The organism is Flavonifractor sp. An4 (assembly GCF_002161755.1).
In the GTDB taxonomy this organism is placed as follows: domain Bacteria; phylum Bacillota; class Clostridia; order Oscillospirales; family Oscillospiraceae; genus Flavonifractor; species Flavonifractor avicola.
In genome coordinates, this window is sequence record NZ_NFIL01000002.1 from 101,692 (window position 1) to 115,924 (window position 14,233).

Sequence of the window (14,233 nt, forward strand, 5' to 3'; positions counted from 1 at the left end):
CATTGGGTTCTCTGCGTGAATTTGCCCAGCATATGGACTGGTGGGGCCTTGTGGCCCTGCTCATCAGTGCCGTGGCCGCCCTGCTGTGCATTACCCTGCATGAGCTGTCTCACGGCTTTGTGGCCTACCGGCTGGGGGACCCCACCGCCAAAAACGCCGGGCGGCTCACCCTCAATCCCATCAAGCATCTGGACCTCATGGGCCTTTTGATGATGGTGGTGGTCAAGGTGGGCTGGGCCAAGCCGGTGCCGGTGGATATGCGCTACTTCAAGCATCCCAAACAGGGTATGGCCATCACCGCCCTGGCGGGACCGATAGCCAACTTCCTCACCGCCCTGGCGGCGGTGGCGCTGGCCTCCGTTGTCTGGCACTTCGCCCCCATCAGCAAGGGCAGCCTGCTGGCCCTGTGTTTCCTGTCCAATATGGCCCTGCTGGGGGTTGGCATGGGGCTGTTCAACCTGATCCCCATTTCCCCGCTGGACGGATCCAAGATCCTGTTCGCCTTCCTGCCCGACAGGACCTACTATACCATCCTCAAGTATGAGAAATATGTGATGGGCCTGCTCATCATCCTGGTGCTGGTGGGGGTGTTCAACAAGCCCCTGACCTTCCTGATGGTCCAGTGCCTGCGGGGGCTGTGCGCCATCACCGGAATGCCGCTGGAATGGCTGCTCTATCTCCAGGACGTTTCCACTATTCTGAACCTGTTTTGAGGTGAGTGCCATCGAAACGCCCATTTACCATCTGGAAAAAGTGGTCAAGAACCGGGAGGATATGGAGGACTTCAACGGCCCCCTGGACCTGATCCTCCATCTGCTGAGCAAGAACAAGATGGAGATCAAGGACATTCAGATCTCCCTGATTCTGGACCAATATCTGGCCTGGATGGACCAGCGGCGGCAGCTGGACCTGGAGGTGGCCAGCGAGTTCGTCACCATGGCGGCCCAGCTGGTCTACATCAAGACCCGGATGCTGCTGTCCATCCACGATGAGGAGGCCCTCACCGAACTGGAACAGCTGATGGCCTCCCTGGAGGAGCATCAGCGGCGGGAGGACTATGTCCGCATCAAGGCGGTGGTGCCCACCCTGTCCGACCGCTATGCGGTGGGGCGGGACTACCTGACCAAGCCGCCGGAGGCCATCCAGGCGGACAAGACCTACCGCTACGTCCACAAGCCTGAGGACCTGCTGAAGGCCATGAAGTCGGTCCTGGCCCGGACCGACCACCGGCTGCCGCCCCCCATGGCCGCCTTCGAGGGCATCGTGGGCCGGGAGCCCTACCCGGTGGCCGACAAGGCCGACGAGATTCTGGAGCGGCTGGCCCGGTTCGGGGTCACCCGGTTTTCCGCCCTGTTCCGGGGCAACCGGAGCCGGTCGGAGATCGTGGCCACCTTTATCGCTGTGCTGGAGCTGTGCAAGGCCCGGCGGGTGCGCCTGGCGGGGACCGAGCAGGACTGCACCATTACCAGCACCGGGGAGGGCGGGGAGGAGCCCGACTACTCCACCGATGTTTATGAGCCGTCAGACGGGGGATAATCTATGGAAGTAAAGGAAATCGAATCGGCCATCGAGGGCATCCTCTTTGCCGCCGGGGAGCCGGTGGGAGTGGAACGGCTGTGCCTGGCCCTGGACCTGGACCGGGGCACCGTGGACACGGTGTGCAAGCGCATGGCCGACCGCTACAGCTATGAGCGCCGGGGCATCCGGCTGGTGCGGCTGGAGACCAGCTATCAGCTGTGCTCTGCCCCTGAGTTCGCCCCCTACATCCGAAAAGCCTTTGAGACCCGCCGTCCGGCCCGGCTGAGCCAGCCCGCTCTGGAAGTGCTGGCCATCATTGCCTACCACCAGACTGCCACCCGGGCCTATGTGGACCAGGTGCGTGGGGTGGACAGCTCCTACACCATCGGCCTGCTGCTGGAGCGGGATCTGATCGAGGAGTGCGGCCGCCTGGCGGTGCCCGGCCGGCCCATCCAGTACCGCACCACCCAGACCTTCCTGCGGTCCTTCGGCCTGTCCAGCCTGGACGAACTGCCCGAGCTGCCCAATATGCCGCCGGAGGACGGACAGATTACCCTGGAGATGCAGGCAGCGGTGGAGCGGCTGAAGGCGGCGGAGGAAGGGGAGAACCTGTCCGCCATTACCGAAGAAGAGATCGAGGAAGCCGCCAGGGAGCTGGCCAAGTCTGAGGAGGAGTCTGGGGCATGATTGTGCTGCTGGTTCTGGGGATCGTGGTCCTGGCGCTGGTGCTGCTCAGCCTGATCCGGGTGGGGGTATGGGCAGAGTACGCCCAAAAGACCTTTACCGTTCGGCTGCTGATAGGTCCGGTGCGGGTGACCCTCTTTCCCCGGAAGGCCAAACAGCCCAAACCGGCCAAGGCAAAAAAAGCCAAGGCATCCAAGCAAAAAAAGTCCAAACCTCCAAAGAAGCCCAAGACAGCGGGGGAGATCTTTGATCTGGTGAAAGAACTGCTGCCGGTGGTGACCGACGCCGCCGGGCAGCTGCGGCGGAAGATCCGCATTGACCAGCTTTATTTGGACATGATTGTTGCCTCCGCCGATCCGGCCAAGACGGCGGTGAATTACGGCAGGCTCAACGGGGCCATCGGTATGTTTTGGCCCCTGGTGGAGCAAAATTTCAAGGTGAAGGAGTGGCGCATCCGCACCAACGTGGATTTTACCACCGAGCATCCCACTGTATATCTGCGGGCGGCGGCCACATTGACCATCGGGCAGATCCTTGCCTTGGGCGTCCGGGTGGCATCCAAGGTACTGCCCATCCTTTCCAAACAAAAAAGCGGGAGCAAATCCCGGCAGGAAACACAGAAAGAGGCGGTTTAAGCTATGGAAAAGCATCCTATCGGAGATCTGATGGGCGAGATCGTGGACAAGGTCCGTGAGATCGCAGACGCCAACACCATTGTGGGCCAGCCCATCGTCACCGGCGAGGTGACCATCATCCCCATCTCCCGGCTCAGCGTGGGTGTGGGCTCCGGCGGTACTGAGTTTGGCAGTAAGCACAAGAAGCCGGAGGACAACAGCTGCTTCGGCGGCGGCGCCGGGGCGGGCATCAACCTGATCCCGGTGGGCTTCCTGGTGGTCAAGGACGGCTCGGTGAAGCTGCTGCCTGTGGCGCCTCCCGCCGCTACCACTGTGGACCGGGTGGTGGAGATGGTGCCCGAGGCCATCGACAAGATCACGGACTTCATTGAGAAGCAGCAGGAGAAGAAAAAGGCAGAGAAGGCCGCCCAGAACGGCACGGATAAACCGGGGTTTGAGGGCGTATACTAACGGCATCAACGTGAGGTGATGCTGTTTTGAAACGCTGGTGCGCCCTTTTGCTGGTCCTGTCTCTGCTGGTCCTGCCCGTTTTCGGGGCAGAACCCACCCTGTCCGCCTCCTCAGCCATCCTGATGGACAAAGAGAGCGGGCGGGTGCTCTACGAGAAAAACGCCCGGGAACAGAGGAGCATCGCCAGCATCACCAAACTGATGACCGCCCTGGTGGCGGTGGAACTCCATCCCGACCTGTCCTCCACGGTAACCATCAAGCGTGAGTGGACGGGGGCGGAGGGCTCCTCCATGTACCTCAAGCCGGAGGAGGAGGTCACCCTGGAGGCCCTGCTCTACGGGCTGATGCTCTCCTCGGGCAACGACGCGGCCCTGGCCATTGCAGGCTACTGCGGGGGAGACGTGGAGAGCTTCGTGGCGGAGATGAACAAAAAGGCCGCCCAGTTGGGCATGAACGACACCCACTTTGCAAATCCAAACGGTCTGGATGACCCGGACCACTGCTCCACCGCCTACGATATGGCCATCCTGGCCCGGGCGGTACTGGAGCGGGAGGAACTGCGGACCATCGTTTCCACCCGGTCTATCTTCATTGCCGGGCGGAGTCTGACCAACCACAACAAACTGCTGTGGCGGTATGAGGGGTGCACCGGCCTGAAAACGGGCTACACCGACGAGGCGGGACGCACCCTGGTGTCCAGCGCCCTGAGGGATGGCCAGGAGCTCATCGCCGTTACCCTCAACGCCCCCAACGACTGGACGGACCATGCCGCCCTCTTTGACTACGGCTTTGCCGCCTATCCCCGGACCCTGGTGGCGTCGGCGGGGGAGTGGACCCACATTCCGGTGACGGGCAGTCTGTGCCCTTTCACCCGGGTGAGCACCGTGTCCGACTTCTATTACCCGCTGGCCCAGGGCGAGACCGTCCAGCGTACGGTGGACCTGCCGGAGGAGGTGGAGGCCCCGGTGGAGGCCGGGTTCCCGGCGGGGAGCCTCACACTCACCCTGAACGGGGATGAGATCGGCCGGCTGCCCCTGCTCTACCAGACGGGGGCGGTCAACAACGTGGCCCCTCTCCGGTGGTGGCAGCGGCTGTTTGGATGAATTTGACACAATACAGAAGAGGTCTGCCGTTTTACGGCAGGCCTCAACTGCGGAAAGGAGACTGCCGGTGGAAGAACGGCTGCAAAAAATACTCTCGGCCAACGGCGTTTGCTCCCGCCGGGCGGCGGAGGGCTGGCTGGCGGCGGGCCGGGTGACAGTGAACGGCAAGCCTGCCGTTGTAGGCGATAAGGCCGACCCGGACAAAGACGATATCCGGGTGGACGGCAGGCCTCTGAAGGGTCCTGAAAAGCGTACTTATCTGATGCTCAACAAGCCAAGGGGCTATGTTACCACCCTGTCCGACGAGAAGGGCCGGAAAACGGTGGCCGACCTGGTGAAAGGCTGCGGGGCCCGGGTATGGCCGGTGGGCCGGCTGGACCTGGATTCGGAGGGCCTGCTCATCCTCACCGACGACGGGGAGCTGACCCAGCGGCTTCTCCACCCCAGCCATGAGGTGGAGAAGGAATATCTGGTGTGGGTGCGAGGGGACATCCCCGCCGCCCTGCCGGTGCTGCGGGGGCCTATGGAGCTGGACGGGGTACCCCTCAGTCCCGCCAAAGTGGAGCGAGCGGGGGAGGGGATTCTGTCCGTCACCATCCATGAGGGGCGCAACCGGCAGGTGCGGCGGATGTGCGCCGCCGCCGGACTCCAGGTCACCCGCCTGCGCCGGGTGCGGGAGGGAGCCCTCACCCTGGGAGAGCTGAAGCCGGGCCGCTGGAGAGTCCTCAGCAGGGAAGAAGTGGCCCTGCTGGAGCAGGTCCCACCCAGAGCCTGAGGGACTTTTTGCAGGAAATGATAGAATTCTTGCAAAAAGGGGATTGCTTTTCTTTCGGAAAACCAGTATGATAGTGTTTACTGAATCAAGGGACGTACCGCGGCTGCGCGGCCGTCTTTCTGTCCGGTCTGTCCACGGTCACACCGGGGGATGGACCGGGATTCTTTGTCATCAAGGTTAACGGCGTTATGTCGACAGGGATCAGAACGCCGGGAGGTACTGGTTATGCCGAAAGATATTCTCTCTACCATTCAATCTGAAATGAATACCTTCTCCAAGGGGCAGAAGCTCATCGCCAACTTCATCCTGGAGTCCTACGACAAGGCCGCCTTCATGACGGCCAGCAAGCTGGGCAAGACGGTGAAGGTGAGCGAGTCTACCGTGGTGCGCTTTGCCGCCGAGCTGGGCTACGACGGCTATCCCGCCATGCAGAAGGCCCTGCAGGAGATGATCCGCAGCAAGCTCACCTCTATCCAGCGCATCGAGGTGACCAACGACCGCATCGGAGACCACGACATTTTGTCCATGGTGATGCAGTCCGACATTGAGAAGATTCGCCTGACCATGGAGGAGACCGATCAGACCCAGTTCCAGCGTGCGGTGGACGCCATCGTCAAGGCCCGCCACATCTATATTCTGGGTGTGCGCTCCGCTGCCGCCATCGCCAGCTTTATGGGGTTCTATTTTACCCTGATCTTCAACAATGTGACTATCATCCACACCACCTCCAGCAGCGAGGTCTTTGAACAGCTGCTTCACATCGGGCCGGAGGACGTGATCATCGGTATCAGCTTCCCCCGGTACTCCCGCCGGACAGTGAAGGCCATGCAGTTTGCCCACGACCGGGGGGCGGAGGCCATTGCCATTACCGACTCGGCGGCATCCCCGCTGGCCCCCTATTCTACCATCACCCTGCTGGCCAAGAGCGACATGGCCTCCTTCGTGGATTCCCTGGTGGCCCCCCTCAGCCTGGTCAACGCCCTGATCGTGGCCATCGGCCGGAAGAAGAACGACGACCTCTCTCGTACCTTTGAGAGTCTGGAACGAATCTGGGACGAGTATGAGGTCTATGAGAAGGTGGACGAAAACCCTTGAGTGAGATCATCGTGATCGGCGGCGGCGCCGCCGGGTGTATGGCGGCCCTGGCCGCCGCGGAGCAGGGCGTGTCCGTTACCCTGCTGGAGCGCAACCCTAAGCTGGGCCGCAAGCTGTACATCACCGGCAAGGGCCGGTGCAACGTGACCAACCACTGCACGGTGCAGGAGTTGCTGCAAAATATTCCCGGCAACAGCCGGTTCCTGACCAGCGCCGCCACCCGCTTTACTCCCGAGGAGGCGGAAGCCTTTTTTGAAGGTCTGGGTGTGCCCCTGAAGGTGGAGCGGGGTAACCGGGTGTTTCCCCAGTCCGACAAGGCCGCCGACATCATCGACGCCCTGCTGCGTGCCCTGCGGAAGGCCCGGGTGGACATCGTTCAGGACCGGGCTGTCGGCCTGATCCTGGAGGAGGGATGCATCACCGGCGTGAAAGGGGAGAAGGGGACCTATCCCTGCAAAGCGGCGGTGGTGGCCACCGGCGGCGTGTCCTATCCGCTCACCGGCTCCACCGGCGATGGCTACGACTTTGCCCGGGCCCTGGGTCATACCATTGTGGAGCCCCGGCCTTCTCTTGTGCCTCTGGTGGCGGAGCAGGCCTTCTGCGCCCAGATGCAGGGTCTCAGCCTGCGGAACGTGGCCATCCAGGTGAAAAACAGCAAGAAAAAGACGGTGTATGCCGAGCAGGGGGAGATGCTCTTCACCCACTTCGGTATCACCGGACCCCTGATCCTCTCCGCCTCCGCCCATATGCGGGACATGGGGAAGGAGCACTACTACATCCTGCTGGATCTGAAACCCGCCCTGGACCAGGAGAAGCTGGACGCCCGGGTGCTCCGGGACCTGGGGGAGGGTGCCAACAAGGACTTCCGCCATGTGCTGGAGGGGCTGGTGCCCCGGCTTATGGTGCCGGTGGTGCTGGAGCTGACCAGCATTCCCGGTGACCTGAAGGCCAACTCGGTGACCAAGGGGCAGCGCCGCCGGTTGGTGGAGACCCTCAAGTGCATTCGCATCGATATTTCCGGACCCCGGCCCATCGCCGAGGCCATTGTCACTGCCGGCGGCGTCAAAACTTCTGAGGTAGACCCCCATACCATGGCCTCCAAGAAGGCTGGCGGGGTCTTTTTTGCCGGGGAAGTGCTGGATGTAGACGCCTACACCGGCGGCTTTAATTTGCAGATCGCCTGGTCCACCGGCCGGGCGGCGGGACGGGGCGCGGCGGAGTTCGTCCGTCCCTCCAAGGAGGCAGAGTGATATGACCAAGCACAGGAGCATTGCCATCGACGGACCCTCCGGGGCGGGCAAATCCACCCTGGCCCGGGCGCTGGCAAAGGCGCTGGGTTACCTGTATGTAGATACCGGGGCCATCTACCGTACCGTGGGCCTGCGCGCCTTCCGTACCGGCGCAGACCCGGAGGACAGAGAGGCGGTGATCGCCCTGCTGCCCGGCCTGGACATCGGTCTGGGCTACGGGGAGGACGGGGAGCAGCGGATGTACCTCAATGGAGAGGACGTATCCCAGGCCATCCGGCAGCATGAGATCTCTCGGTATGCCTCCTGCGTGTCCGCCATCCCTGAGGTGCGTGCCTTTCTGCTGGACCGCCAGCGAAAACTGGCCCAGGAGCACGACGTGGTGATGGACGGCCGGGATATCGGCACTGTGGTGCTGCCCCAGGCTGACGTAAAGATCTTCCTCACCGCCGCTCCCGAGGCGCGGGCCCGCCGCCGCTGGCTGGAGCTGAAGGAGCGGGGCCAGAGCGCCGGTTATGAGGCGGTGCTGCGGGACGTAAAGGAGCGGGATGAGAAGGACAGCACCCGCTCTGCCGCGCCTCTGCGTCAGGCGGAGGATGCGGTTCTGGCCGATACCACCCAGCTGGACCTGCAACAAAGCTTGGACCTGCTGATTCGGATTGCAAAGGAGCAGTTGCAGGCATGAATATCATCTATATCCTGGCCTATATCGTTCTCTGGCCGGCCTTTCGTATCTTCAAACCCACCCGCTGCATCAACAAGAAGAACTTTCCGGAGGGGGGCGCCCTGCTGTGCGCCAACCACACCCGGATGAGCGACCCCCTCTTTGTGGCCTACGCCCTGGGCCTGAAGCACCAGATCCACGTCATGGCCAAGGAGGAGGTCATGCACTGGCCCATCATCGGCTGGATCCTGAAGCACGGCGGCATTTTCGGCGTCAAGCGGGGTCAGGCCGACATTGGAGCCATCAAGACCGCCATGAAGTATCTGAAAAATGGGGAGCTGCTGCTTATGTTCCCCGAGGGCACCCGTCATCAGGACGGTGACTTCGGCGATGCCAAGACGGGTGCCGCCATGCTGGCTACTCGCACCGGCGTGCCCATTGTGCCTATCTATATGCCGGCGGAGAAACGCTGGTTCCGTTGGAATCAGGTGGTCATCGGGGAGCCTTATTACCCTGAAACAACCTCCAAGCGGCCTACCCCGGATGAGTACAAGGCCATCGCCGAGGACCTGATGAGACGGATCGAGGCTTTGCAGCCTCAGGCGGGGCGATGAGGGTGGAACTGGCCCGGTCCGCCGGATTTTGCTACGGCGTCCGGCGGGCGGTGGAACTGGCGGAGCAGGCAGCTAAAAACGGCAGGCCCTGTGCCATGCTGGGCCCCATCATCCACAATGGCAGCGTCATTGACTATCTGAAGGAGCAGGGCGTGGCGCTGATCCAGTCTCCCGACCAGGTGCCGCCCGGTACTGCCGTCATCATTCGCTCCCATGGGGAGGGGCGGGCGGTCCACCAGGCTCTGGAGGAGCGTGGCTGCCCCGTGATCGACGCTACCTGTCCCAATGTCTCCCGCATCCACCGCATTGTGGAGGAGGCGGAGGGGGAGGGCAGGCAGGTGCTCATTATCGGGATGCCCGACCACCCGGAGGTGGCTGCCATCGCCGGCTGGTGTGCCCACCCCGTTGTGCTGGAAGGGGAACAGGCTCTGGCCCAGTGGCTGGAGGAGGACCCCAAACGGCGGGAACTGCCCATCACCATGGTGTCTCAAACCACCTCCACGCACTTTATCTGGACAGAGTGCGTAAAAAAAGCAAAAAAAGAGTGTACAAATTTAAAAATTTTTGATACAATATGTAATGCTACGTATAAACGGCAGTCTGAGGCTCAGGCGCTGGCCGCCAAAAGCGATGCTATGGTCGTCATCGGTGGGCGGGAAAGCTCCAACACCAAACGGCTGGCCGAGTTATGCAAAGCGCTCTGTCCCATGGTCGTTTGGATCGAACGGGCGGCAGAGCTGGAACCTTCCACCCTGTACCGGAAGGCTTCTATTGGAATCACTGCGGGCGCGTCCACGCCTGAGTGGATTATAAAGGAGGTCTATGACAAAATGAGCGACGAAAACATTGAGATCGAGGAATCCTTCGCTGAAATGCTGGAGAAATCGATCAAGACTTTAAATACAGGGGAGAAGGTCACGGGCGTTGTCACTGGCATTACGCCCACTGAGATCTATGTGGATCTTGGCACCAAGCACGCCGGCTACATACCGGTGTCCGAACTGACCGACGACCCTACGGTCAAGGTCGAGGACCTGGTAAAGGTTGGCGATGAGATCGAGACTTACGTCATGCGCGTGAACGACCAGGAGGGTGTTGTCACCCTTTCCAAGAAGCGCCTTGACACCGTGAAGAGCTGGGAAGACGTGGAGCAGGCCAAGGAGGATCACACCACCGTCGAGGGCGTGGTCACCGAGGAGAACAAGGGCGGCGTCGTCGTGTCCATCAAGGGCGTGCGCGTCTTCGTGCCCGCTTCCCAGACCGGCCTGCCCCGGGATACTCCCATGAGCCAGCTGGTCAAGCAGAAGGTGCGCCTGCGCATCACCGAGGTCAACCGCGCCCGTAAGCGCGTGGTGGGCTCCATCCGCGCCGTCGAGGCCGAGGAGCGTGCCGCCAAGGCCGCTGAGGTGTGGGCCAACATCGAGGAGGGCAAGCGCTACACCGGTACCGTGAAGAGCCTGACCTCTTACGGCGCCTTCGTGGACATCGGCGGCGTGGACGGCATGGTCCACATCTCCGAGCTGTCCTGGTCCCGCATCAAGCACCCCTCCGAGGTCGTCTCCGTGGGCGACACTGTTGAGGTGTATGTCATCTCCTTCGACCCCGAGAAGAAGAAGATCTCTCTGGGCATGAAGGACCGCTCCCAGAACCCCTGGGAGGTCTTCACCAGCAAGTATCAGCCCGGCGACGTGGCCAATGTCCGCGTGGTCAAGCTGATGACCTTCGGCGCCTTTGCCGAGATCGTGCCCGGTGTGGACGGTCTGATCCACATCTCCCAGATTGCCGATCACCGCATTGACAAGCCCGGCGACGTGCTGAGCGAGGGCCAGATGGTGGACGTGAAGATCATCGACATCGACTACGACCACAAGAAGGTTTCCCTGTCCATCCGCGCTCTGCTGGAGGGCGGCGACGAGGAGGCTGCTCCCGAGGAGGAGTAATTCCGTCACCCAACCGGGGACGCCAGTGATGGCGTCCCCGGTTTTTTGCATTTTGGACCACAGAGCAGCACAGCGGAGGCTTTTTCGCCCGGATTCCCCGCTTTTTTACACAGACGCAAGGGATTTTACTTGCAAATCATTGAAATCCGGTCTATAATGAACTTGTATCGGATAAAACAAGGTGAGGAGTGTATAGGAACCGGACGGATCTGCTTGGAGGTGGGATCGTGTTTCAGGTAGGGGACAAAATCGTTCACCCGATGCATGGTGCTGGTATTGTGGACAGCATCGTGCAGAAGAAAATCAACGGTGTCGTACGGGAGTACTACATTCTCAAGCTGCCCGTGGGCGGGATGCTGGTCATGATCCCTACGGAGAACAGCGAGGAGATTGGTGTGCGCCCGGTGATCAATGGGGAGGAGGCGGACCGCGTCATTGCCGCCATTCCCGACATCGAGGTGGATATGACCCCCAACTGGAACCGCCGTTACCGGGAAAATATGCTCCGGCTGAAAAGCGGGGATTTGCTGGAAGTGGCTCGGGTGGTAAAGGGACTGACCCACCGGGATGAGGAGCGGGGTCTCTCCACCGGAGAGCGCAAGATGCTCCACTCCGCCAAACAGATTCTGATCTCAGAGATCGTGCTCTCCCAGAACGCCAGCTATGAGGACGTGGAAAAGCGCATCAATACCGCTATGGCGTAATAGGATACAACGGAGGGACGGCCAACCGTCCCGCCCATATCAAGCGATAAAAAGGGGCCGGCAGGCTCCTTTTTTGTAGAAGGAGGAACCAACATGGCAGGCATATTCTCCCGGCTGTTTCATCGGGACAGGCCGGAATCCCTCCGCTGCGGCGCGGTGGTGCCTGCGGCGGGCAGCTCCACCCGGATGGGGCAGGACAAGTTGCTGCTCCCCCTGGACGGGGTGCCGGTGATCATCCGTACCCTGCGGGCCCTGGACAACTGCCCCCTCATTGACGAGATCGTGGTGGTCACCCGGGAGGATTTGATCGTGCCCATCAGCGGTCTGTGCCGGGATGCCGCCCTGTCCAAGGTGCGAAAGGTAGTACGGGGCGGGGAGACCCGCACCCAGTCGGTACTGGCCGGGGTGGAGGAGCTGAGCCGCTCCATTGAGCTGGCCGCCATTCACGACGGCGCCCGTCCTCTGGTGAGCCAGAAGGTACTGGAGGAAGTGATCCGCCGGGCAGCTCAGTGCGGCGCCGCCGCCCCCGCTGTGCCGGTGAAGGATACAGTAAAGGTGGCCCGGGACGGTTTGGTGGAGTCCACCCCCGACCGGTCGGTGCTCTACGCCGTCCAGACCCCCCAGGTGTTCCAACGGGATCTGATTCGAGGGGCCCTCACCAAGGCACTGGAGGCGGATGCCGCCCTCACTGACGACTGCTCCGCTGTGGAGCGGCTGGGTATCGGGGTGGCCTTGACTCAGGGAGATTACTGCAACCTGAAACTGACCACGCCGGAGGACGTGGCTATGGCTGAGGCCCTGCTGGCCTGGAGGGAAGAAATATGAGAATCGGACACGGATATGACGTACATAAGCTGGTGGAGGGCCGGAAGCTGATTTTGGGCGGGGTGGACATTCCCTGGAAGAAGGGGCTGCTGGGCCACTCCGACGCCGACGTACTGACCCACGCCATTATGGACGCCCTGCTGGGGGCGGCAGCCCTGGGAGACATCGGCAAGCTGTTCCCCGATAACGACCCGGCCTACGCCGGGGCGGACAGCCTGGTGCTGCTGGAGCGGGTGGGGGAGCGCCTCACTCAGGCCGGGTACCGGGTGGGCAACATTGACGCTACCATCCTGGCCCAGAAGCCCAAGCTGGCCCCCCATATCCCTCAGATGCGGGCCAATCTGGCTGCCCGGCTGGGACTGGACGTGGATCAGGTTAGCGTGAAGGCCACCACCGAGGAGGGCCTGGGCTTTACCGGGTCTGGGGAGGGCATGGCCGCCCACGCTGTCTGTCTGCTGGAGTCCATTTAAATGCACGGTTCACCCTTTGCTCCTCTTGCACATATGCTGGTGCGAGAGGAGCGTTTTTTATGGTCTATTATCTCATTGTCTGCCGCTCCCTGACCTATGCCCAGCGGACAGCCGCCGCGCTGGAGCGGGCGGGGATCACGGCCCGCATTCTTCGATCCCCAAAACTCATCGACCGGGAGGGGTGCAGCCACTCGGTGAAGGTGGCCGAGCGGAACCTCACCGCCGCCCTGGTGATCCTCAACCGGGCGGATCTCACACCCAGGCGGATCTTCCTCCAGGCGGAGGACGGCGGCTACCGGGAGGTGGGGCTGTGATCTATCTGGACAGCGCCGCCACCACCCTGCAAAAGCCCCCCGCTGTGGCCCGGGCGGCGGCCTGGGCGGTGGGAAATCTGGCCAGCCCCGGCCGGGGCGGCCATCTGCCCGCCCGACGGGCGGCGGAGACCGCCTTTGCCTGCCGTCAGGCGGCGGCCGATCTCTTCGGCATGGAAAGCCCCGAGCAGGTGGTGTTTACCTTCAACGCCACCCACGGCCTGAACATCGCCATCCGTTCCTTAGTGAAGCCGGGGGACCGGGTACTCATCTCCCCCTGGGAGCACAATGCCGTCACCCGGCCGCTCCACGCCCTGGGGGCGGAGATCATGGTAGCCAAAGCCCCTCTGTTTGACCGGCAGGGACTGCTGGATGCCTTTGAGGCGGGTCTGGAAGCGAATCCGAAAGCGGTGGTGTGTACCCACGTCTCCAATGTGTTCGGTTTTATCTTGCCCATGGAGGAGATCGCCGCCCTGTGCCGCCGGCGAAGGGTACCTCTTATTGTGGACGCCTCCCAGTCCGCCGGCTGTCTGCCGGTGCGGCAGGAGAAGCTGGGGGCAGCCTTCATCGCCATGCCCGGCCACAAGGGGCTGTACGGGCCCCAGGGGACCGGGCTGCTCCTCTGCGCCGGGGAGGCGGTCCCTCTGATCCAGGGTGGTACCGGCAGTGACTCCGCCCTCCAGACCATGCCAGATTATTTGCCTGACCGGCTGGAGGCGGGGACCCACAATATGCCCGGCATTTCCGGACTGCTGGCGGGGCTGCGCTATGTGACTGCCCGCACGCCAGAGACTATCGGCAGGAGAGAGGGAGCTCTCATCCGACGGGCAGCCCAGGGGCTGGCCCGGCTGCCCCATGTAAAAGCCTTTCAGGCACGGGACCCGGCCTGTCAGAGCGGCGTGCTCTCCTTCCAGGTGGAGGGGATGGACTGTGAGGCGGTGGGGGAGTCCCTGAGCCGCCGGGGCATCGCCCTGCGGGCGGGGCTCCACTGCGCCCCCCTGGCCCACGAAAACGCCGGCACTCTGGAGGTGGGCACCGTCCGGGCCAGTGTCTCCGACTTCAATACCCCGGCGGAGGTGGACCGGTTTGTGTGGGAGGTCTCCCGGCTGGTCCGGTCCTCCCGCTGAGCGAAATGCCCTCCAAGGCCCTCGGCCCGGAGGGTTTTTTGCTGCCAGGAAAGCGTCGGACCCCGTCGGAT

The 14,233-nt window shown here is 62.5% G+C and carries 17 protein-coding genes; all 17 read left to right on the forward strand.

Features of this window, described 5'->3' with window-relative positions; genetic code table 11:
• Positions 1-2 precede the first annotated feature (2 nt).
• The 17 genes from B5F94_RS01650 (at position 3) to B5F94_RS01730 (ending at position 14,162) form a co-directional block, all read left to right on the forward strand.
• Complete coding sequence (locus B5F94_RS01650; RefSeq protein ID WP_087327030.1) at positions 3-713, forward strand: site-2 protease family protein; 711 nt, start codon at positions 3-5, stop codon at positions 711-713.
• 1 nt (position 714) lies between these two features.
• Complete coding sequence (locus tag B5F94_RS01655; protein ID WP_340042685.1) at positions 715-1,536, forward strand: segregation and condensation protein A; 822 nt, start codon at positions 715-717, stop codon at positions 1,534-1,536.
• A 3-nt stretch (positions 1,537-1,539) separates the two neighbouring features.
• Positions 1,540-2,205 (forward strand): SMC-Scp complex subunit ScpB, encoded by a 666-nt coding sequence (gene scpB, locus B5F94_RS01660; protein WP_087268538.1) that lies wholly within the window; start codon positions 1,540-1,542, stop codon positions 2,203-2,205.
• Positions 2,202-2,837, forward strand: coding sequence for a DUF2953 domain-containing protein (locus B5F94_RS01665; RefSeq protein ID WP_087327033.1), 636 nt, complete (start codon positions 2,202-2,204; stop codon positions 2,835-2,837). The genes scpB and B5F94_RS01665 overlap by 4 nt, the downstream gene beginning before the upstream one ends.
• A 3-nt stretch (positions 2,838-2,840) precedes the next feature.
• Complete coding sequence (locus tag B5F94_RS01670) at positions 2,841-3,287, forward strand: GerW family sporulation protein (RefSeq protein ID WP_087327036.1); 447 nt, start codon at positions 2,841-2,843, stop codon at positions 3,285-3,287.
• A 26-nt stretch (positions 3,288-3,313) separates the two neighbouring features.
• A complete protein-coding gene (locus B5F94_RS01675) occupies positions 3,314-4,390 on the forward strand; it encodes a D-alanyl-D-alanine carboxypeptidase family protein (RefSeq protein WP_087327041.1) in 1,077 nt (358 codons plus the stop codon).
• A 67-nt stretch (positions 4,391-4,457) separates the two neighbouring features.
• Entirely contained in the window at positions 4,458-5,165 is a 708-nt protein-coding gene (locus B5F94_RS01680) for a pseudouridine synthase (RefSeq protein WP_087327044.1), read from the forward strand.
• A 225-nt stretch (positions 5,166-5,390) separates the two neighbouring features.
• On the forward strand, positions 5,391-6,260 hold the full coding sequence (locus B5F94_RS01685) for a MurR/RpiR family transcriptional regulator (RefSeq protein ID WP_087268553.1): 870 nt from the start codon (positions 5,391-5,393) through the stop codon (positions 6,258-6,260).
• Positions 6,257-7,510, forward strand: coding sequence for an NAD(P)/FAD-dependent oxidoreductase (locus B5F94_RS01690; protein ID WP_087268556.1), 1,254 nt, complete (start codon positions 6,257-6,259; stop codon positions 7,508-7,510). Before B5F94_RS01685 ends, B5F94_RS01690 begins: the two co-directional genes overlap by 4 nt.
• Position 7,511: 1 nt before the next feature.
• Positions 7,512-8,192 (forward strand): (d)CMP kinase, encoded by a 681-nt coding sequence (cmk, locus tag B5F94_RS01695; protein ID WP_087327047.1) that lies wholly within the window; start codon positions 7,512-7,514, stop codon positions 8,190-8,192.
• Entirely contained in the window at positions 8,189-8,785 is a 597-nt protein-coding gene (locus B5F94_RS01700; protein ID WP_087327050.1) for a lysophospholipid acyltransferase family protein, read from the forward strand. The genes cmk and B5F94_RS01700 overlap by 4 nt, the downstream gene beginning before the upstream one ends.
• Complete coding sequence (locus tag B5F94_RS01705) at positions 8,782-10,725, forward strand: bifunctional 4-hydroxy-3-methylbut-2-enyl diphosphate reductase/30S ribosomal protein S1 (protein WP_087327054.1); 1,944 nt, start codon at positions 8,782-8,784, stop codon at positions 10,723-10,725. Before B5F94_RS01700 ends, B5F94_RS01705 begins: the two co-directional genes overlap by 4 nt.
• A gap of 227 nt (positions 10,726-10,952) precedes the next feature.
• Entirely contained in the window at positions 10,953-11,429 is a 477-nt protein-coding gene (locus B5F94_RS01710) for a CarD family transcriptional regulator (protein ID WP_087327057.1), read from the forward strand.
• Between the two features lie 93 nt (positions 11,430-11,522).
• Positions 11,523-12,254: a 2-C-methyl-D-erythritol 4-phosphate cytidylyltransferase gene (gene ispD / locus B5F94_RS01715; RefSeq protein ID WP_087327060.1), complete on the forward strand. Its 732-nt coding sequence runs from the start codon at positions 11,523-11,525 to the stop codon at positions 12,252-12,254.
• Positions 12,251-12,724 carry a 2-C-methyl-D-erythritol 2,4-cyclodiphosphate synthase gene (ispF, locus tag B5F94_RS01720; RefSeq protein WP_087327063.1) on the forward strand — a complete coding sequence of 158 codons (474 nt, stop codon included), beginning with the start codon at positions 12,251-12,253 and terminating at the stop codon, positions 12,722-12,724. The genes ispD and ispF overlap by 4 nt, the downstream gene beginning before the upstream one ends.
• A 59-nt stretch (positions 12,725-12,783) precedes the next feature.
• Positions 12,784-13,038 (forward strand): DUF3343 domain-containing protein, encoded by a 255-nt coding sequence (locus B5F94_RS01725; protein ID WP_087327066.1) that lies wholly within the window; start codon positions 12,784-12,786, stop codon positions 13,036-13,038.
• Positions 13,035-14,162 carry an aminotransferase class V-fold PLP-dependent enzyme gene (locus B5F94_RS01730; RefSeq protein ID WP_087327069.1) on the forward strand — a complete coding sequence of 376 codons (1,128 nt, stop codon included), beginning with the start codon at positions 13,035-13,037 and terminating at the stop codon, positions 14,160-14,162. The genes B5F94_RS01725 and B5F94_RS01730 overlap by 4 nt, the downstream gene beginning before the upstream one ends.
• Positions 14,163-14,233 lie beyond the last annotated feature (71 nt).